Origin of the sequence: Phytohabitans houttuyneae (assembly GCF_011764425.1) — a bacterium.
Taxonomy (GTDB): Bacteria; Actinomycetota; Actinomycetes; order Mycobacteriales; family Micromonosporaceae; genus Phytohabitans; species Phytohabitans houttuyneae.
Window position 1 is genome coordinate 2546895 of the sequence record NZ_BLPF01000002.1, and the last position, 18809, is coordinate 2565703.

Below are 18809 nucleotides of genomic sequence, written 5' to 3' on the forward strand. Positions count from 1 at the left end.
GCAGCGACCGCCCGGCGCTGCGCGACCTACGCCGGCAGGTCGACGATCGTGCCGGTCGTGCGGGCACGCTCGGCCGCCCAGACCACCCGGTGGCTGAGCAGGCTCGACGCGGCGTCCGACGGCAGCAGCGACGGGTCGCCCTCGGCCACCGCGGCGATGAAGGCGTCCGTGATGGCGAGGTCGCCGCCGTGGTGGCCGTCGCCGCCGGTGCCGCTCGGCGCCTCGCCGGTGTCGATCGTGCGCCGCTCGCCGGTGCGGAAGTCGGTCACGTGCAGCAGCGTGTTGTCGCCGTCGATGTAGCCGTGCGTGCCGAACAGCCGCGTGTGCCGCCCCTCCATCGGCGTGAACGCGGTGAGCGTGAACGCGCACGTCGCACCGTCCGCAAAGGACATCGTGACGACCTGGTGGTCGACCACGTCGTTGGCGCTGGTGTAGACGCAGCGCCCGTACGGCCCGGTGCGCAGCGCCGCCTCCACGCCCTGCGCCGTGTGGTCGGAGGTGACCGCCGACAGCGGCCAGAACTCGCGGTCCGGGTCGCCGAGGCAGGACAGGTACAGGCGGGGCGCCGAGTAGGGGCACGTCGGCTCGACCGGGCAGGTGAGGCACGTGTCCGTGGCGCCCTCCGGCCGCTGGTCGGGCCGGAAGTGGCGCAGGCCGCCGAACGAGCTGACCCTGGTGGGTGCGGTGCCGAAGAGGTACAGCAGCCAGTCGATGTCGTGGCAGGACTTGGTGAGCAGCAGCGGGGCGGAGGTGCTGCTGTTGCTCCAGTTGCCGCGGACGAACGAGTGCGCGTAGTGCCACCACCCGATCGGCTCCAGGTGCTGCACGCTGACCAGCCGCCCGATCGCACCCTCGTCGAGCAGGCGCTTGAGCGCTGTCGAATACGGCGTGTACCGCATCACGTGGCACACGCCGAAGATGACGCCGGCCTTGTCGACCGCGGCGGCGATGCGCAGCGCGTCCTCCTCGGTCGTGGCCATCGGCTTTTCCAGCAGGATGTGATAACCCAGCTCGGCGAAGGCGACCGTCGGGTCGGCGTGCATCTGGTCCTGCGTGGCCACGACCACCGCGTCGCCGATGCGGCCGGCGGCGGCCAGGTCGTGCCAGTCCGTGAACGCCCGCTCCGCCGGGATGCCGAACTCGGCCGCGAACTGCGCGCGGCGCCCCGGATCGGGCTCGGCGACGGCGACCACCCGCGCCCGCCCGGACGCGGCGGCGCGGCGGGCGTAGCCGATGCCCCTCAGCCCCGCGCCCGCCACGACCAGCCGTACCCCGTCTACAGTCATTACCGCGCCTTCCGCTGGAGCTACTTTAGAAAGTATCCATCATTAGTAGGCACGCAAGACCCGGACGTCAAGGGGTGGGCAGGTGACCGGACAGTTCGCCGGCGGGGACCTTTCGCGGCTGCGACAGCTCAACACGCTCGCCGTCGTGCACGCGCTGCGCCGCCAGCCGCCACGGACGTTGACCGAGGTGGCGCGCGCCGCCGGCCTGTCCCGCCCGGCCACCGAGGACGTGGTGCGCGAGCTGGAGGCGCAGGGCTGGGTCGCGCAGGTCGACCCGGCGGCCGGCACGATGGGGCGCCCCGCGCGGCGCTACCGCTTCCGGTCCGACGCGGGCTGGGTGCTCGGCGTCGACATCGGCGGCCACACCGTGCGCGCGATCGTCGCCGACCTCGACGGGCAGACCCAGTTCGGCACCCGCCAGCCGGTGTCGCCCGCCGCCGGCCGCGCCGACCGGCTCGCCGTCGTCGACAAGGTCGTCGCCGAGTGCCTGGCGGGCGCCGGCCGCACCGGGGCGGAGATGTGGGCCACCACGGTCGCCACCAGCGGCCTCGTCGACGCCACGGGCCGGGTCGCGCTGTCCGTGGCGCTGCCCGAGTGGACCGGCCTGCACCTGGCCGAGCACCTGCGGCGCCTGGTGTCCGGCGCGGTCCTGGTGGAAAACGACAGCCGGCTGGCCGCGCTGGCCGAGACCTGGCGCGGCGTCGCGCGGTACGCGCGGGACGTCGTGTACCTGCTCGCCGGCCTGCGCACCGGCGCCGGCCTGATCATCGCCGGCCAGGCGCACCGCGGCTTCGGCGGCGCGGCGGGCGAGATCGGGGCGCTGCCGGAGATGGGCTGGATCCGGGCGCAGGAGCACCTGCGGGACTGGCCCGGCACGCCGGACGGCGCCGACCCGGACGACAGCGCCGGCTTCGTCTTCGCCGCCGCGCGGGAGGGCGACCGGAGCGCGCTGGCCGCCGTCCGGCGGTACGTCAAGGACCTGGCCCTCGGCGCGTCTGCGCTGGTCCTCGCCCTCGACCCGCAGCTCGTCGTCGTGGGCGGCGGCTTCTCCCGGTCGGCCGACGTGATCCTCGAGCCGTTCCGCCGGGAGCTGGACAAGCGCTGCATCCGCACGCCCGAGGTGCTCCAGTCGGCGCTCGGCGAGGACGCGGTCGCGGTCGGCGCGGTGAAGCACGCGCTGGATCACCTGGAGCGGCACATCTTCGACCCCGGCAGCGGCCTGGCCGCCCCGGAACCGCCGCGCTGAGCCCCGCGGGCGGTTGATGAGGGACCTCGTGGAGCGGCACGCCGCACGACGCGCCCACCAACTCCCTGATCAACGCGCGAAGCGCACGCACGCGCAGAGGGCGCGAGCGCGCGAAGCACACGCACGCGCAAAGCGCGACGCGCGGAAAGCGGGCGCAAGTGCGCAACGCAGAGTGTGCGGACTCGGGTGAGTATTGACAGACTTATGAAGGAGACTATTAATAGTGGGTATCTCGACGTGTGACCTGAGTCTCTTGCCCGAGAGGGGTACCCCGATATGTTCAGACCAGTGCGGCTGGGGCTCACCGCGATGGTGGCAGCCACGCTCGCCCTCACCGCCGCGGGGTGCGGCGACGACGAGCCGGCGGGCGGCGACGGCGGCCCGGTGACGCTGTCGTACGCGGTGTGGGACGTCAACCAGGTGCCGGTGATGGAGGAGCTGGCGGCCGCGTTCACGAAGGAACACCCCAGCATCACGATCGACGTGCAGATGACCCCGTGGGCCGACTACTGGACCAAGCTGCGCGCCGCGGTCACCGGGGGAGCGGCACCGGACGTCTTCTGGATGAACGGGCCCAACATCCAGCTCTTCGCCGACAACGGCGTCATCATGCCGCTGTCCGACAAGGTCGCGGACGCCAAGCTCGACACGGGTGTGTACCCCAAGGCGCTCGTCGACCTGTACACGTTCGAGGGCAAGCTCTACGGGCTGCCGAAGGACTTCGACACGATCGGCGTCTGGTACAACAAGGAGCTCTTCGACGCGGCGAAGGTCGCCTACCCCGCCGACGACTGGACCTGGGCCGACTTCAAGGCCGCCGCCGCCAAGCTCACCAACCCCGCCAAGGGCGTCTACGCGGTCGGCGCCAACCTCTCCGGCCAGGAGTACTACTACAACACCATCTACCAGGCCGGCGGGCAGGTCATCTCGCCCGACGGCAGGACCTCCGGCTACGACCAGCCGGCGACCGTCGAGGGCCTGCGCTTCTGGACCGACCTCATCAAGGCCAAGCAGTCGCCCGACCTCAAGACGATGACCGACACCCAGCCGCTGCAGCTGTTCGAGTCCGGCAAGCTCGCCATGTACTGGGGCGGCTCGTGGAACGTCGCCGAGTTCGGCAAGAACGAGTACACCAGGTCCAGAGTGGACGTCGCGCCGCTGCCGGCCGGCGCCAAGAAGGCCACCATCATCCACGGCCTGGCCAACGTCGTCTCCGCGAAGACCTCGCACCCCGAGCAGGCGTGGGAGTTCGTCAGGTACCTCGGCTCACAGCCGGCCGCCGAGATCCTCGGCCGCAAGGGACCCATCCCGGCCTACACCGGCACGCAGACCTCATGGGCCGAGGCCAACAAGCAGTTCAAGGTGCAGCTGTTCCTCGACGCGGTCGCCTACGCGGTGCCGTACCCGGTCTCCCGCAACACCGCCGCGTGGAACGAGGTCGAGGCCAAGCACCTGACCCAGGCGTACAGCGGCGAGGTCGACGTGGACACCGCCGCCAAGGCGCTGGCCGCCGACATGAACGCGCTGCTGGCGAAGGAGTAAACCGGAATGCTGGTCACCGAGTCGGGCACCGCGCGGGCCAACCCCGCCGCGGTGCCCGCCCCGGCCACCGCGCGACAGCGGCGGCGCAGGTCGTGGCGGCGCCGGGGGAGCGAGGCGCTGTGGGGTACCTGCTGATCGCCCCCACCGGGATCGGCCTGGCCGTGTTCTACCTGTGGCCGGTGCTGCAGACCGCCTACTTCTCGTTCACCGAGTGGGGGCCGTTCGGCGGGCACGAGTGGACCGGGCTGGAAAACTACCGCACGCTCGCCGGCGACGAGGAGGTGCTGCGGGCCCTCGGCAACACCGCCCTCTACACCCTGCTGGGCCTCGCCGGCATCCCGGTGGCCATCGTCTTCGCCGCGCTGCTCAACCGGCGGCGGCTGCGCGGCGTCTCGGTGTACCGGACGCTGTTCTTCCTGCCGGTCGTGACGATGCCGGTGGCGGTCGCGATGGTGTGGCGGTGGCTATACAACGGCGAGTACGGGCTCATCAACTACGTGCTCTCCCTCGCCGGCATCGACGGTCCACACTGGATCGCCGACCCGGCCACCGCGCTCTACGCCCTCGCCGCCGTCGGCATCTGGACGACGGTCGGCTACAACCTGGTCATCTTCCTCGCCGGCATGCAGGCCATCCCGCGCCAGTACTACGAGGCGGCCGCGATCGACGGCGCCGGCCCGCTCGCCCAGTTTCGCAAGGTGACGCTCCCACTGCTGTCCCCGTCCATCTTCTTCGTCTCGGTCATCTCGGTGATCGGCTCGCTGCAGCTCTTCGACCTGGTGTACGTGATCGGCGGCAGCGGCCAGTCGGCCCGCAACAACCCCGCTTACCCGCGGATCCAGACGATCGTCGCGCTCTTCTACGACAAGGCGTTCTACACCAACGACCGCGGCTACGCGGCCGCGATCGTGATGGCGCTGCTCGCGCTCATCGTGGTGCTGACCGCCGTACAGTTCCGCCTGCAGAAGAGGTGGGTCCACTATGGGTAGACGGCACGCCGGCACGCACGCGGTGCTCGCGATCGGCGCGGCGCTGATGGTGATTCCGTTCCTGTGGGAGTTTCTCACCTCCGTCAAGACGCTCTCCAGCGCCACCAAGGTGCCGCCCTCGCTCCTGCCGGACTGGCGGTGGGGCAACTACGGGCAGGTCTTCGAGCTGCTCCCGTTCGGCGACCAGTTTCTCAACACCGTGCTGATGACGGCCGGGCGCACGGTCGGGCAGCTGCTGTTCTGCTCGATGGCCGCGTACGCGTTCGCCCGCCTTGAGTTTCCCGGCCGCAACCTCATCTTCGGCGTCTTCCTGTCGGTGCTGATGGTCCCGCCGCCGCTGTTCATCATCCCGCAGTACGAGATCATGGCGAAGCTCGGCTGGCTCAACTCCCTCCAGGCGCTGATCGTCCCCGGGCTGTTCAGCGCGTTCGGCGTGTTCCTGCTCCGGCAGTTCTTCCTCGGCCTGCCCAAGGAGCTCGACGAGGCCGCCCGCCTCGACGGCGCCTCGCCGCTGCGCATCTACTGGTCCGTCATGCTCCCGCTGGCCAAGCCCGGCCTGCTGGCGCTCGCCATCCTCACCATCCTGTGGTCCTGGAACGACCTCTTCTGGCCCCTGGTCGTCAACACCGACCCGGAGAAGATGACGCTGTCCGCGGGACTCGCCTCGCTGCAGGGCCAGTTCCAGACCGACTACCCGGTGCTCATGGCCGGTTCGCTGCTCGCCTCGCTGCCGGTCATCGCGATCTTCGTGGTGATGCAGCGCCACTTCATCGCCGGCATCACGCTCAGCGGCAACAAGGGCTGACCTCACACAGAAACGGAGCCGACATGAGCGGGAGTCGCGAGGCTACGGGCCTTGCGCACGACGGCGGACGCGCGCCGAGCGACGGAGCGTGGCAGGCAGTGTCCCGTTGGCATGGCCGGGTGGTGGCCGCTGCGCTGGTCCTGGCCGTCGCGCCACTCGCCACACCGCGGCCGGCGGCTGCCGGCGAGCACCACATCGGACAGCGCCTCGCGGTACCCGCGTACTTCTACCCCGGCGGCGACGGCGCCGCCCTGTGGCGGCGACTCACCGGTCCGGGCACCGGCATCGCCGTCGCCAACCCGTTCTCCGGGCCGGGCAAGACCCGCGACCCCAACTACGGCGCCGCCATCGCCGCGGCGAAGGCGGCGGGTGTGACCGTGCTCGGCTACGTGCCGACGGGGTACCTGGGCACGACCGGCCGGGCCACCCGCCTCGGCGACACCGCGCCGGCCGCCTGGTCGGCGCAGGTGCAGCAGGACATCGAGACGTGGTACCGGCTTCACGGCGGCGACGGCTGCGCAACACCGCCACCGGCACTGTCCACAAGCGAGCGTTGAACGCCGACCCGCGGCGGTGGGCGGCCGGTACGACCACCACGGTCAGCCAGTCGGTGTCGCTGTCCGGCGTACCGGCCGGCAGCTACCGGCTGCTGCTCAACCTCCCCGACCCGCGCGCGGGCCTCGCGACCCGGCCGGAGTACGCGATCCGGCTGGCGAACACGGGAGTGTGGGAGCCGGCCACCGGCTTCAACGACCTGCTGCGCACGGTGACCGTCGGTTGACCCGGGAGGTGGTCGTCGCGGTCGACGTGGGCGGTACCCAGATGAAGTGCGCCCTCGTCGGCCGCGGCGGCGTGCTCCGGCACCGCGAGCGGCACCCCACCGCGGGCCGGGCGGACCTTGTCGGCGCGATCCTTGACGTGGCGCGCGGGCTGGCCGAGCGGGCGCGCGCCGAGGGATGCGTGCCGACCGCCGCCGGCGTCGTCGTGCCCGGCGTCGTCGACGAGGCGCGGGGCGTGGCGGTCAAGGCGGCGAACCTGCCGCTGCGGGAGGTACCGCTGCGGGACCTCCTCACCGACCACCTGGACCTGCCCGCGGCGCTCGGCCACGACGTGCGTGCCGGCGCCCTGGCCGAGGCGCGCCTGGGTGCCGGGCGGCACGCGGACAACGTGCTGCTCGACCCGGACCTCGTCGTGGTCGGCGGTGGCCTGTCCCGCGCCGGCGCGGCGCTGCTCGACCCGCTGCGGGCGGCGCTGCGGCAGCGGCTGCCCTTCCTGCGGGAGCCGTGGGTGGTGGCTGCGGCGCTCGGCGACGAGGCAGGCTGTCTGGGAGCCGGCCTGCTCGCGGAGGGTGCCCGATGATCCTCACCGTCACGCTCAACCCCGCCCTCGACCTCACATACGCCGTGCCCGCCCTCGTGCCCGGCGCCACCCACCGCGTCGACGGCGTGGCCAGCCGGCCCGGCGGCAAGGGCGTCAACGTCGCCCGCGTCCTGCACGCGCTCGGCGAACCGGTCGTGGCGGCCGGGCTGGCCGGCGGCGGCACCGGCGCCCGCCTGCGCGCCGAGCTGGCGGCGGCCGGGATCGAGGAGGCGTTCACGCCGATCGCGGGCGAGACCCGCCGTACCGTCGTCGTCGCCGCACCCACCGGCGCGACCGGCTTCTGGGAGCCGGGGCCGGAGGTGACGGCGGGGGAGTGGGCCGCCTTCCTCGCCGGGTATCCCGCGCTGGTCCGCCGGGCCGCCCTCGTGGTGCTCGCCGGTTCGCTGCCGCGGGGCGTGCCGGCGGACGCGTACGCCCGGCTCGTCGAGGTGGCCCGCGCGGCCGGCGCCGCCACGATCCTCGACGCCGACGGGCCGGCGCTGCGCCACGGCCTGGCCGCCGGACCCGACCTCGTCAAGCCGAACGCCGACGAGCTCGCCGGCCTCGGCGCCCCGCCGCAGCGGCTCGGCGCCCGCGACGTGGTCTCCTCGCACGGCGAGGCCGGGCTCGTCGCCTCGACCTCGGCCGGCAGCTGGACCGCCGCGCTGGCGCGGCCGCTGCCCGGCAACGCCACCGGCGCCGGCGACGCGTGCGTGGCCGCCCTCGCGCGGGCGTGGTGCGGGCGCAGCCGTGGCCGGAGCGCCTCGTCGACGCGGTGGCGCTGTCCGCGGCCGCGGTGACCTCCCCGGTGGCGGGCGAGATCGAGCTGGACGAATGGCGGCGCCTGCGCGCGCACGTCTCCGTGCTTCCGCGGCGTCCATAAAGGACATTGTCGAACCGGCACAAATCCGGCACCGCGCCGCTGCCCGACCTGTCTCGCGCACGTTACGCTTCGCGCCCTCGTGCGTTGAGCGAGCGGGACCTGGAGGTGAGCGGTGAGGGGACACCGTGCGCATGGCGCATTGACAGCCGAGGTCGTGGCGGCGCTCGCGGCGGCCGACGTACCACTCAGTCCGGCCCAGGTGCAGGCGGCACTCGGGTCGGAGCCGGGGTACGAGTCGGTGCAGACGACACTCGTCCGGCTGTGGGAGATGGGGGTGGTGGCCCGCCGGCCGGACGGGCGGGGCCACGTGTACTGGCCGATGCGCGAGGCCGCGGCCGACGCCGCGCGGCGGATGCGGGCCGCGCTTGCCGGGCGCCGGCCGCGGCGCAGCGCGGTGCCGCAGTTCGTGGGCGGGTTCGACGCGGCCGACGCCGCGCTGCTGCGGGCGCTGCTGGCCGGGATCGGGCCGTGAGCCTCGCCGTGCCGCTGCCGGTGGCGCTGTCGGTGCTGCTGGCGATCGCGGCGCCGCGGGCGGTACGGCGCGCACCGCCCGAGGCCGCCACCCGTGGCCTCACCGCGGCGGCGGTGCTCGCGTCCGCCGGGTACGCGGCCTGCCTTCTGATGCTCGCCTCCACGCTCGTGGAGGACCTGCTCCCACTGTCCACAGAGGATGGTGGCGCGGGTCCGCTCGCCGCCGCGGCCGCGGTGCTGCTGGCCTGGGGGCTGTGGCGGCTGGCCGGCGACGTGACCGTGCGCCGGTCGGTGCGGCGGCGGCTGCGCGGTGTCGGCCGCCCGCGCGGCAGCGGCGTCGTCGTCGCCGAATGGGACGAGCCGCACGCGGTCGCGGTGCCCGGCCGCCCGGGTCACGTGCTGGTCACCACCGGCATGCTGCGGGCGCTGGACGCCGGCGAGCGCAGGGCCATGCTCGCCCACGAGCGGGCGCACCTGACGCGGCGCCACCACCGGTTCGTCTCCTGGGCGGCGGCCGCCGCGGCCGTCGACCCGTTCCTCGCGCCGGTCCGTGACGAGGTCGCCCACCAGGCCGAGCGGTGGGCCGACGAGGAGGCCGCCGCGGTGGTCGGCGACCGCGCGCTGGTCGCCCGCGCCGTCGCCCGCGCGGCGCTCGCGGGGCGGCGTCCCGCGCCGGCGACGACCGGTGCGCGGCGCTCCGACATCCTCCATCGGGTACGGGCATTGAGTCTTCCCGCACCGGACGGCGACCGGGACCGGCGGGCCGGCCGTCGTGTGGTGGCCGCCGCCGTGCTCGCCGTCGTCGCGGTCGCGGTGGCCGAGGTGCTCCTCGTCGGCGCGGCCTGGCTGGCTACCTGACCCGAGGCGAGCAGGCACCGCCCGGCGCCGTCGCGAAGCCGACCCCGCGGTGTCCGCTCGCACCGCCTGTGCGATCGGTCAGTCTTTTCTCGGTCCATGATGGACGCTGAATCGACCAAGGGGGTCTTTGGATGGCAGTGCGCGGTGAGCAGCCGGAGGACGACGGCGAGGACGGGGCGGACCTCCCGTCCAAACCGGGGCCGCCAAACCGGGGCCGGCACCGGGATCCGGCGCCGAGGGCGCACGGGCTGGGCCGCCGGCGCAGCACCACCGCCCGGCACGACCGCCGCCCCCACACCGGCCGCCCCGGCACCTAGGCCCTGTTTGAAAAGGATTGTCGAGGCGAGCCGGAGTGCAGGCTTGCCGGCAAGTCGGGTACAAGGTCGCATACCGGTGTTGTACGCGGCCTTGCGCCCGACGCCGCCGGGCGTCGTCTGGGCCCGGCGCAGCCCGGCAAGGCTTTTCCGAACAGGGCCTAGCCGAGGCGGCTCCGGCCGGCGTCGGTGTCGGTCATCGCGGCGATGAGGTCGTCGCGGGCGCGGGCCACCCGGGACCGGATCGTGCCCACCGGGCAGTCGCACACCCGCGCGGCCTCGGCGTAGGACAGGCCGAGCACCTGGGTGGCCACCAGCGCCTCGCGCCGCTCCGGGGTGAGCGCGGCCAGCAGGTGGCGCAGCACCACGCCGTCCTCGACCGGAAACGCTCCCGCCGCCCGCGCGTCCGCCGCGGCCGGCCAGTCGTCGAGGGTGGCGAGCCGCGGGCGGGCGGCGGCGGTGCGGCGGTGGTCCACGACGACCCGCCGGGCGATCGCGAACAGCCAGGTGAGCGCCGAGGAGCGGGCCGCGAAACGGGGCAGGCTGCGCAGCGCCCGCACGTACGTCTCCTGGGTCAGGTCGTCCGCCTCGGCGGGGCCGGCGAGGTGCGCGACGAACCGCCACACCTGCTGCTGCGTGGCGCGCACGAACGCCGCCGCCGCGGCCCTGTCGCCCTGGCCCGCGTCCAGCGCCAGCTGCGTCGTCCGCGTCTCGTCGTCCACGGTGCCTCCACGGGGGGATGGGGCCGGCCTCCACGGATAGTCGTGCCGGAGGCGCCGTTGGTTCCCGGCCGGGTCGGGCATTTACATCGCTAGGTAACGGTTGTAGATTACCGTTATCTAGAGGAGGTGGCCGGTGCGGGAAGCGATGTTGGCGATGCTGGCCAAGGAGCCCGCCCATGGATACGAGCTGCGCCAGCGGCTGATCCAGGCGCTCGGGCCGATCGGCGAGGTGGTCAACTCCGGCCAGATCTACGTCACGCTCCAGCGGCTGGAAAAGGCCGGTCTCGTGCGGGGTGTGCAGGTCGAGCAGAGCACCGCGCCCGACAAGCGGGTCTACGAAGCGACCCCCGAGGGCCGTGAGCACGTGGCCGGCTGGCTGCTGGACGCGTCGTGGCCCAAGGTCGCCCCCACCGAGTTCCATCTCAAGCTCGTGGCCGCGGCCGCGACGGGGCTGGCGGATCCGGTGGCGCTCATCGACGCGCAGCGTCGCGAGCTGCTGCGCCGCCTCCGCGACGTGCAGCGGCTGGCCGAGTCCGAGCCGGCCGGTGGGGACGGCGTCTTGATCCTGGAGGGCAGCGCCCTCCGTCTGCAGGCGGACATCCGCTGGCTCGAAGCGTGCGAGCAGCGGTGGAGCGCGAGGAGCACGGGGAGTGAGTCGTGAGCGTGACCATCGAGACGGCGGGGCTGAGCCGGTTCTACCGGGGGGACGGTGCGCCGGTGCGCGCCGTCGACGGGGTCGACCTTCTGGTCACCGAGGGCGAGTCCGTCTCCGTGATGGGTCCGAGTGGCTGCGGTAAGTCGACGCTGCTGCTCCTGCTGGGCGGCCTCGATCGCCCCACCGCCGGCACCGTGACGATCGCCGGCGAGCGCGTCGACACGCTCTCCGAGGCGGCCTGGGCGCGGCTGCGCCGGCGCCACATCGGGTTCGTCTTCCAGGCGTTCCACCTCGTCGACGAGCTGTCCGCGGTAGAAAACGTGGAGCTGCCCGCCCTGCTGGCCGGCACGGCGCGGCGCGCGGCCCGGCGGCGCGCGACGGAGCTGCTGGAGCGGCTCGGCGTCGCCGACCGCGCCGGCCACCTGCCCGACCGCCTCTCCGGCGGGCAGCAGCAGCGGGTGGCGCTGGCCCGGGCCCTGGTCAACGAGCCGGTGCTGGTGCTCGCCGACGAGCCCACCGGAAACCTGGACAGCCACGCGACGAGCGAGATCCTGCGGCTGTTCGCCGGGCTCCGCGAGGCCCGCCAGACGCTGCTGCTGGTCACCCACGACCCGCGGGTCGCGGCGAGCGGCGACCGGATGCTCGGCATGCGCGACGGGCAGATCGTGGAGGACACGCGGCTCGACGGCGGCCTGCCGCGGCAGGCCGTCCTCACCGAGATCGCCGGCTGGGGGGCGTAGCGGTGCGTGCCTCCGCCACCGTCATCGGCCGCCTCGCCTGGCGCAACCTGCGCCACCGGCCGGGCCAGGCCGTCCTGCTGCTGCTCGCCCTCTGCCTGGCCACCACCACGCTCAGCCTGGCCCTCGCGGTCGACGGTGCCGGCGACCGCTCCTGGGAGCGGGTCTGGCACGACACCAACGGACCGCACGTGCAGGCGTCCATGGCGTGGGGCGCGGGGCGTTCGCCCGGCGACCGCGCCCTGCAGCGGGCGCGGGCCTCCCTCGTCGCGCTCACCACCGCGCCGGGCGTGGTCGCCGCCGCCGGCCCGTTGGACGCGATGGTCACCACCGGCGAGGTCGCCGGCGACCGCATGGAGCTCGAGGTGCTGGTCCGCGACGCCGCGCCGGCCGCCGTGGGGCAGCCGAAGGTCACCGCCGGGCGGTGGCTCGACGGCGGCGACGGCGTGGTGCTAGAGGAAGGGCTGGCCTCGACCATGCGCGTCGGGCCCGGCGACACGGTGACCGTCGCCGGCCGGTCGCTGCCCGTGCGGGGCGTGGCGATGACCGCGACGACCGGGCGCTTCCCGATGTACCAGCCGGGCCGGATCTGGGTCAGCGAGCCGACCGCCGCGCGGATCGACACCGGCCAGGTCGAGATGTTCGCCACGGAGGTGCAGCTGCGGCTGGCACCGGGCGGCGACGCGTCGGCGTTCGTGGCGGCGCACGCCCCACCGCCACCGCCCGGCGGCTTCCAGCGGTTCGGCATGTCCACCTGGGAGGAGATGCGCGCCGGGTCGCACGACGACCTGTCCGCCTTCGCGGTCGCGCTGGTCGGCATCGGCGTCCTGCTCGGGCTGCTGACGATCGCCACGGCGGCGGTCCTGGTGGCCAGCCGCATGGCGGCCCAGATCCGCCAGGTCGGCACGTTGAAGGCGATCGGCGTGACGCCCGGGCAGGTGACGCTGGTGCTGCTCACCGAGTACCTGAGCGTGGCTGGGCTCGCCGCGGCGGTCGGGCTCGCCGCCGGGCAGCTGCTGACCCCGGCGCTCGCCGGTGTCTCCCTCAGCCTGTACGGGACGCCGCAGGCGCCGCCGCTGACCTGGGAGCGGGCCGCGCTGGTCCTCGCGGTCGCCGTCGCGGTGGTGCTGCTCGCGACGGTGCGGCCGGCGTTGCGCGGCGCCCGGCGCAGCACCCTGCGCTCGCTCACGATGAGCGCCCGCCCGCCGCGCCGCGCCAGCCGCGCGGGCCGGGTCGCCGCCCGCCTCGGGCTGCCGCTGCCGGTGGTGCTCGGCCTGCGTTCCGCGCTGCGCCGGCCCGGCCGCGCGCTCGCCAACGCGGCCGGCCTCACGCTCGGCGTGACGATGGTCGTCATCGGCCTCGGGCTGGACCGCGGCGTCCACCTCTTCATGGCCGAGCAGACGCCGGACGAGGTCGAGGCGCCCGGCGGCGAGCTCGTCGCCGAGGTGGTCGACCGGATCGTCACCGTCGTGTACGCGGGGGCCGGGCTGCTCCTCGCGCTCGCCGCGATCAACGCCGTGGTGGTCGCCGTCTTCGCCGCCCGCGACAGCGCCCGCAACCACGCCGTCCTGCGCACCGTCGGCGCCACTCCGCGCCAGACGGTGGCCGCGTTCGTGGTCGCGCAGCTCGGCGGCTGCCTGCTGGCCTGCGCGGCCGGCATCCCGCTGGGCGTACTGATCTTCAACGGGACGCTCGACTCCGACCTGACCCCGATCCGGCTGCCCCTCAGCACCTACGCGGCGGTCGCGCTGGGCGTCCCGCTCGTGTACGCGGCGATCGTGGCGGTGCCCGCCGTCCTGTTCGGGCGGCGGCCGGTCACCCCGCTGCTGAGCTACCAGTGAGGTGCGCCGGGCCGCCGCCGGCGCGCGCCCGTCCCGCCGTTCCCGCGCTCAGCTGGCCCCGGCGGACCCGGCCCGGCGCCAGGCCAGCACGCCGAAGACGAGGCCGGCGAGCCCCGCTACCAGCCCGGCAAGGCCCGCGGCGGTGGCCAGCCCGTTGCCGCCGTCGTCGGTGTCCTCGGTGGAGCCGGCGAGGCTGGCGTTGGCGTTCTCCGCCGCGGGCGGGGTGGCCGATGCGGTGGCCGCGGCCTTGGCCAGCTTCAACACCGGCGCGGGGTGCTCGGGCTCCTCACCGCCGGCCGCCGCCGGCTCCTCGATCCAGCGCACGATCTCGTTGTTCGAGTACGTCTGCAGCGCCTTGAACACGATCCGGTCGACCTCGGGCAGCGGCCCCGCCGACACCTCGAACTCCTGGAACTGGCCGGGCTTCACCTCGCTGCCGGCCGCCGCCGTCCAGGTGATCTTCACGACCGCCTCGGTGATGTCCTCGCCGTGCGCCTTCAGTGGCGTGGGCAGCTTTCCCCGCTCGACGGTCGCGGTCCAGCCCGGCGTGGGCCGTACCGACACGGAGGCGATCGCGGTCTCCGGCGGGATGTTCACCTCGACCTTGGTGGTGGAGGCGTTGTCGCGCTCGTTCGGCACCCGGAACGCCAGCTTCGCGTAACCGCCCTGCGTCGCCTCCCGCGGGTTCACCGTCACGTGCGCGGACGCCGGCGCGGCGCCGGCACCCACCGCCGCGACCACCCCGGCCAGCACCGCCACGCCGAGACCCGCCACCATCCGTGCTGCTCGCATCGCCGCTCCTCATCCGATCCCGCCGGCACGTCGGGCCGGCGCCGAAACGCATCGGATAGACGAGTCGGTCACGAGACCCGAAAAGTTCCCGATCAACCCGCGCGCCCGTGCGCGGCCCGCGGGATTGCGGGCGGTGGGGATGCGTGCGCGGATGGCGAACTGGCTTACCGCGGGCGGCGGGGGAAGTACCATCGGCGAGGGGGTGGGTGAAATGTCTGATTCGCCGGAACGGGACGACAGCGACCTCGCCGACGAGCCGAACCGGGAGGGCTTCGCCGGCGGTGCCACGACACCCGAGGTGGTGCACGACCGCGGCTTGGAGGCGGAGGCGGAGCGGATCGCGGTGCCCAGTGACGACCTGACCTCGGCGATCTCCGACGCCTTCATGGAGGGCCGGCACCACGACGAGGAGTCCACAGAGGACAAGTGAGTGGGGGTGCCGGTCGCTTTCGCCACTACCAGTCTACCGGTGGGTCACCCCCTTTCAGATCCGCCCGAATGATGATTTCTCTGCCCTGACCTGGGCATACGCTCGCCGGGTCCGATCGTGCGCGTACCCGGGGGAAACACCGTGCCCGATGCCAGAACGCAGGAGATCGCCGCCGAGCAGCAGGTCGTCGACCGCGTCTACGCCCGCCTCGACGGCATGCGGGAACAGGCGGCCGCGCTGGCCGGCGAGGGCCACCGGCGGGCCGCCGCCGGCCCGGTCACCGGCCTCGTCGAACGCGACGCGATGGTCCACCGCGCCGCCGCGCGGATCCGCGCTGTCGACGCCGAGGCCGAGGGGCTCGTGTTCGGCCGGCTCGACTTCGACGACGGCGAGACGTACCACATCGGCCGGCTCGGCGTGCGTGACGACCGCCGCGAGCCGCTGCTGGTCGACTGGCGGGCGCCGGCCGCGGCGCCGTTCTACCGCGCCACCTCGGGCCAGCCGCTCGGCGTGGTGCGCCGCCGCGTCATCATCTGCCGCGGCCAGCGGGTCGTCGACCTCGACGACGACGTGCTGTCGCCCGACGACGCCGGCGACCTGCGGGTGCTCGGCGAGGGGGCGCTGCTGGCCGCGCTGCGCCGCTCCCGCGGCCCGCACATGCGCGACATCGTCACCACGATCCAGCGCGAGCAGGACGAGGCGATCCGCGCCCCCGCCCGCGGCGTCACGCTGATCACCGGCGGGCCGGGCACCGGCAAGACCCAGGTGGCGCTGCACCGCGCGGCGTACCTGCTCTACACCGACCGCGGCCGGTTCACCGACGGCCGCATCCTGGTCGTGGGGCCGTCGACGGTGTTCACGAGCTACATCGGACGCGTCCTGCCCTCGCTCGGCGAGGAGAGCGTGCACCTGCGCGCACTCGGCGAGCTCGTCGACGGGGTGACCGCCACCCGCCGGGACGGGCCCGGGCTCGCCCGCACCAAGGGCGCCGAGCGGATGTGCGAGGTGTTGGCCGAGCTGGCCTGGCAGGTGCCGCCGGCGGCGCCGGGCCGGCTGCGCCTGGTGTACGCCGGTCAGGTGCTCACCCTCGACGCCGCCGAGCTGGCCGGCGTGCGCCGCCGGGTCCGCGCCCGGTGCGCCACGACCGGCACCGCGCCCAACGCGGCCCGCCCGCACGCCGCGGCGGTACTGCTGGACGCGCTGTGGTCCAAGGTGGACGGTGCGCACCTCGACCGCGGGCTGTTCGCCGAGGACGTGGGCGACCGTCCCGAGTTCCACCGCTTCCTGCGCGAGTGGTGGCCGCCGCTGGTACCGGCGGATGTGCTGGCCTGGCTCGCGGACCCGGCGCGGGCGGTGGGGCTGCCGGCGGCGGAGGCGGGTCCGCTGGCCGCCTCGTACCGCGACCGCACCGACTGGTCGGTCGACGACGTGCCGCTGCTGGACGAGCTCGCCGTCATCCTCGGCGAGCCGCCGGCCGCCCCGAAGGCGCCCGAGCCCGAGTGGCGGCTGCGCGAGCTCGGCACCGGTGCGCGGCGGGTGGACGACTTCGTGCTCGGCACTGGCCTGCGCGAGGGCTGGGAGCTGTACGCGCCGGGGCACCCGACGCCCATCGCCGCCGCGGGACCGGCGATCGACAACGACGCGGTGGGCGCCGCGCAACGGTGGGCCGAGGCGGTCATCCTGCGCGAGGGGCACCGGGTGGTGGGGTGGACGGACGGGTTCGACCCGCACGGCGAGGAGGGGTACAAGGCGGTGCTGGCCGAGCCGCTGCCGGTCCGGGAGCCGGACGACGAGGCGCCGGCGCTGGAGCCGTACCTGCACGTGATCCTCGACGAGGCGCAGGACCTGTCGCCGATGGAGTGCCGGATGATCGCGCGCCGCGCCGAGTACGCGTCGATGACCGTGGTCGGCGACCTCGGCCAGGCCACCCACCCGCTCGCCGCCGACTCGTGGCCGGCGCTGCTCGCCCGGCTCGGCAAGCGCGAGGTGCGCACGCTGGACCTGCCCACCGGGTACCGGGTGCCGCGGCTGATCGCCGACTACGCCGCGCGGGCGCTCGCGCCGGGGATCGCGCCGACCAGGTCGTACCGCCCGGGTGGCACGCTCGCCGTGCGGCGGGTCGGCGACCTGCGGGAGGGCGTCCGGGAGGCGGTCCGGCAGGCGCCGCACGGCGCGACCGTGGCGGTGGTCGCGGCCGACGACCTCGCCCCGCGCATCGACGCGCCGGGCGCGGCGGTGGTGCCGGCCAGCCTGGTCAAGGGGCTGGAGTACGACCACGTCATCGTGGTGGAGCCGGCCGGCATCGTCGACGCCGAGCCGCGCGGCCTCAGCCGCCTCTACGTCGCGCTGACCCGGGCGGTCGCGGGCCTCGTGGTCCTGCACCACCGCCCGCTGCCCGCCGCGCTCGGCAACGCGCCCCACCCCCGTGGTTGATAGGGACCTCGTGGGTGGACACGCCGGGCGGCACGCCCACCAACTCACTGATCGGCCGCGCTGGTCGTGGCGTTGGCCGGGCAGCGGCTGCTCGCGGGCGGTAGGGTTCAGGTCGGTGCGCCGGGAAGTCTGGTCGGCAACTCGTTGCCGCGACCCCGGGAAAGGCGACCACGCCCATGGCACGACCGCGTTCCACACCACGGCTCTTCGGGCTCGGCGGGTGGGCCGAGGCGCGGCGGGTGGCCGCGATCCTGCGCCAGGAGACGATCGGCGGCGCGCTGCTGCTCGGCGCCGCGCTGCTCGGCATGATCTGGGCCAACACGCCGTGGTCCGGCGGCTACGAGGCGCTGCGCGACTACCAGCTCGGCCCCGAGGCCCTGCACCTCGACCTCACTGTCGGCACCTGGGCCGCCGACGGGCTGCTGGCCATCTTCTTCTTCGTGGCCGGCCTGGAGCTCAAGCGGGAGTTCGTCGCCGGTGACCTGCGCGAGCCGCGCCGTGCCGCGGTGCCCGTCGCGGCGGCGGCCGGCGGCGTGGTGGTACCCGCGCTGCTGTACCTGCTGATCGCCGGCGGCGACGCGGCCCGCGGCTGGGCGGTGCCGACCGCGACGGACATCGCGTTCGCGCTGGCCGTGCTCGCGGTGGTGGGCCGGCACCTGCCGAGCGCGCTGCGCACGTTCATGCTGACGCTGGCGGTGGTCGACGACCTGATCGCCATCGCGATCATCGCGATCTTCTACACCGCCGGCCTCGCGGTGCTGCCGCTGCTGGGCGCGCTGGTCCCGCTCACCGCCTTCGCCCTGCTGGTGCGCCGCCAGGTCCGCTCCTGGTGGCTGCTGCTCCCGCTCGCCGCCGCGACCTGGGTCCTGGTCCACGAGTCCGGCGTGCACGCGACGGTGGCCGGTGTGCTGCTGGCGTTCACCGTGCCGGCCCGCAGCGGGCTCGCCGAGCACTTCGAGCACCGCTTCCGGCCGATCTCCGCCGGCGTCGCGGTACCCGTGTTCGCGTTCCTCACCGCCGGCGTGACCATCGGCGGCCTGGACGGCCTCGCGGACGCCCTCAGCGATCCGCTCGCGGTCGGTGTCGTCGCCGGGCTGGTCGTGGGCAAGGTGGTCGGCATCACGGCCGCGACCTGGCTGGCCGCCCGCTTCACGAAGGCCACTTTGGACGAAGGGCTCGGCTGGGCGGACGTGGCCGGGCTGGGCATGCTCGGCGGGATCGGGTTCACCGTGTCGCTGCTGATCGGCGAGCTCGCCTTCGGCCACGGCACGGACCGCCTGGAGGTGGTCACGGTCGCGGTGCTGACCGGCTCGGTCGCCTCGGCGCTGCTGGCCGCCGTCGTGCTGCGGGCCCGCAACCGGGTGTACCGCCGGCTGCGGGCTGCCGAGGAGGTGGACGAGGACCGCGACGGGGTGCCGGACGCGTACCAGAGCTAGCGCGGGGGCC

The 18809-nt window shown here is 74.4% G+C and carries 21 protein-coding genes; 18 read left to right on the plus strand and 3 right to left on the minus strand.

Annotated elements, in window-relative coordinates; all coding sequences use genetic code 11:
• Positions 1–26: 26 nt before the first annotated feature.
• Complete coding sequence (locus Phou_RS34550; protein ID WP_173064179.1) at positions 27–1286, minus strand: Gfo/Idh/MocA family protein; 1260 nt, start codon at positions 1284–1286, stop codon at positions 27–29.
• 82 nt (positions 1287–1368) lie between these two features.
• Here Phou_RS34550 and Phou_RS34555 point away from each other — a divergent pair, with 82 nt between their 5' ends.
• From Phou_RS34555 to Phou_RS34605, 12 genes are all read left to right on the plus strand, one after another.
• On the plus strand, positions 1369–2532 hold the full coding sequence (locus Phou_RS34555) for an ROK family transcriptional regulator (RefSeq protein WP_173064182.1): 1164 nt from the start codon (positions 1369–1371) through the stop codon (positions 2530–2532).
• Positions 2533–2808: 276 nt separating this feature from the next.
• Positions 2809–4074, plus strand: a complete 1266-nt coding sequence (locus Phou_RS34560; protein WP_173064185.1) for an ABC transporter substrate-binding protein — start codon at positions 2809–2811, stop codon at positions 4072–4074.
• A gap of 6 nt (positions 4075–4080) precedes the next feature.
• The gene (locus Phou_RS54700; protein WP_281365115.1) at positions 4081–4209 is read left to right on the plus strand and encodes a hypothetical protein; all 129 of its coding nucleotides are present in this window, start codon (positions 4081–4083) and stop codon (positions 4207–4209) included.
• Positions 4194–5063, plus strand: coding sequence for a carbohydrate ABC transporter permease (locus Phou_RS34565; protein WP_218579341.1), 870 nt, complete (start codon positions 4194–4196; stop codon positions 5061–5063). The genes Phou_RS54700 and Phou_RS34565 overlap by 16 nt, the downstream gene beginning before the upstream one ends.
• The gene (locus tag Phou_RS34570) at positions 5056–5868 is read left to right on the plus strand and encodes a carbohydrate ABC transporter permease (RefSeq protein ID WP_173064191.1); all 813 of its coding nucleotides are present in this window, start codon (positions 5056–5058) and stop codon (positions 5866–5868) included. Before Phou_RS34565 ends, Phou_RS34570 begins: the two co-directional genes overlap by 8 nt.
• 98 nt (positions 5869–5966) lie before the next feature.
• Positions 5967–6425, plus strand: coding sequence for a spherulation-specific family 4 protein (locus tag Phou_RS34575; RefSeq protein ID WP_173064194.1), 459 nt, complete (start codon positions 5967–5969; stop codon positions 6423–6425).
• Positions 6422–6649 (plus strand): DUF4832 domain-containing protein, encoded by a 228-nt coding sequence (locus Phou_RS34580; RefSeq protein WP_218579342.1) that lies wholly within the window; start codon positions 6422–6424, stop codon positions 6647–6649. The genes Phou_RS34575 and Phou_RS34580 overlap by 4 nt, the downstream gene beginning before the upstream one ends.
• Positions 6595–7227 (plus strand): ROK family protein, encoded by a 633-nt coding sequence (locus tag Phou_RS34585; RefSeq protein WP_371872225.1) that lies wholly within the window; start codon positions 6595–6597, stop codon positions 7225–7227. Before Phou_RS34580 ends, Phou_RS34585 begins: the two co-directional genes overlap by 55 nt.
• Positions 7224–8027 (plus strand): 1-phosphofructokinase family hexose kinase, encoded by an 804-nt coding sequence (locus Phou_RS34590; protein ID WP_246274050.1) that lies wholly within the window; start codon positions 7224–7226, stop codon positions 8025–8027. The genes Phou_RS34585 and Phou_RS34590 overlap by 4 nt, the downstream gene beginning before the upstream one ends.
• 222 nt (positions 8028–8249) lie before the next feature.
• Positions 8250–8582: a BlaI/MecI/CopY family transcriptional regulator gene (locus tag Phou_RS34595; RefSeq protein WP_246274051.1), complete on the plus strand. Its 333-nt coding sequence runs from the start codon at positions 8250–8252 to the stop codon at positions 8580–8582.
• Positions 8579–9439, plus strand: coding sequence for a M48 family metalloprotease (locus Phou_RS34600; protein WP_173064203.1), 861 nt, complete (start codon positions 8579–8581; stop codon positions 9437–9439). Before Phou_RS34595 ends, Phou_RS34600 begins: the two co-directional genes overlap by 4 nt.
• 131 nt (positions 9440–9570) lie before the next feature.
• Complete coding sequence (locus Phou_RS34605; protein ID WP_173064206.1) at positions 9571–9756, plus strand: hypothetical protein; 186 nt, start codon at positions 9571–9573, stop codon at positions 9754–9756.
• Between the two features lie 158 nt (positions 9757–9914).
• Here Phou_RS34605 and Phou_RS34610 read toward each other — a convergent pair whose 3' ends face one another.
• Positions 9915–10475, minus strand: coding sequence for a sigma-70 family RNA polymerase sigma factor (locus Phou_RS34610; RefSeq protein WP_246274052.1), 561 nt, complete (start codon positions 10473–10475; stop codon positions 9915–9917).
• 133 nt (positions 10476–10608) lie between these two features.
• Here Phou_RS34610 and Phou_RS34615 point away from each other — a divergent pair, with 133 nt between their 5' ends.
• Genes Phou_RS34615 through Phou_RS34625 form a run of 3 tightly spaced genes read left to right on the plus strand, consistent with a single transcriptional unit; the run spans position 10609 to position 13708 of the window.
• Entirely contained in the window at positions 10609–11136 is a 528-nt protein-coding gene (locus tag Phou_RS34615) for a PadR family transcriptional regulator (RefSeq protein WP_173064212.1), read from the plus strand.
• Entirely contained in the window at positions 11133–11870 is a 738-nt protein-coding gene (locus tag Phou_RS34620) for an ABC transporter ATP-binding protein (RefSeq protein WP_173064214.1), read from the plus strand. The genes Phou_RS34615 and Phou_RS34620 overlap by 4 nt, the downstream gene beginning before the upstream one ends.
• Positions 11871–11872: 2 nt before the next feature.
• Positions 11873–13708 carry an FtsX-like permease family protein gene (locus tag Phou_RS34625; protein ID WP_173064217.1) on the plus strand — a complete coding sequence of 612 codons (1836 nt, stop codon included), beginning with the start codon at positions 11873–11875 and terminating at the stop codon, positions 13706–13708.
• 48 nt (positions 13709–13756) lie between these two features.
• On the opposite strand, the gene Phou_RS34630 is transcribed toward Phou_RS34625, so the two are convergent.
• Positions 13757–14500: a YcnI family protein gene (locus Phou_RS34630; RefSeq protein WP_173064220.1), complete on the minus strand. Its 744-nt coding sequence runs from the start codon at positions 14498–14500 to the stop codon at positions 13757–13759.
• Between the two features lie 211 nt (positions 14501–14711).
• Here Phou_RS34630 and Phou_RS34635 point away from each other — a divergent pair, with 211 nt between their 5' ends.
• The 3 genes from Phou_RS34635 to nhaA all read left to right on the plus strand — a co-directional run bounded on the left by Phou_RS34635 (position 14712) and on the right by nhaA (position 18799).
• Positions 14712–14930, plus strand: a complete 219-nt coding sequence (locus tag Phou_RS34635) for a hypothetical protein (RefSeq protein ID WP_173064224.1) — start codon at positions 14712–14714, stop codon at positions 14928–14930.
• A 141-nt stretch (positions 14931–15071) separates the two neighbouring features.
• Entirely contained in the window at positions 15072–17363 is a 2292-nt protein-coding gene (locus Phou_RS34640) for a HelD family protein (protein WP_246274053.1), read from the plus strand.
• A 176-nt stretch (positions 17364–17539) separates the two neighbouring features.
• Positions 17540–18799 (plus strand): Na+/H+ antiporter NhaA, encoded by a 1260-nt coding sequence (nhaA, locus tag Phou_RS34645; protein WP_173064227.1) that lies wholly within the window; start codon positions 17540–17542, stop codon positions 18797–18799.
• Positions 18800–18809 lie beyond the last annotated feature (10 nt).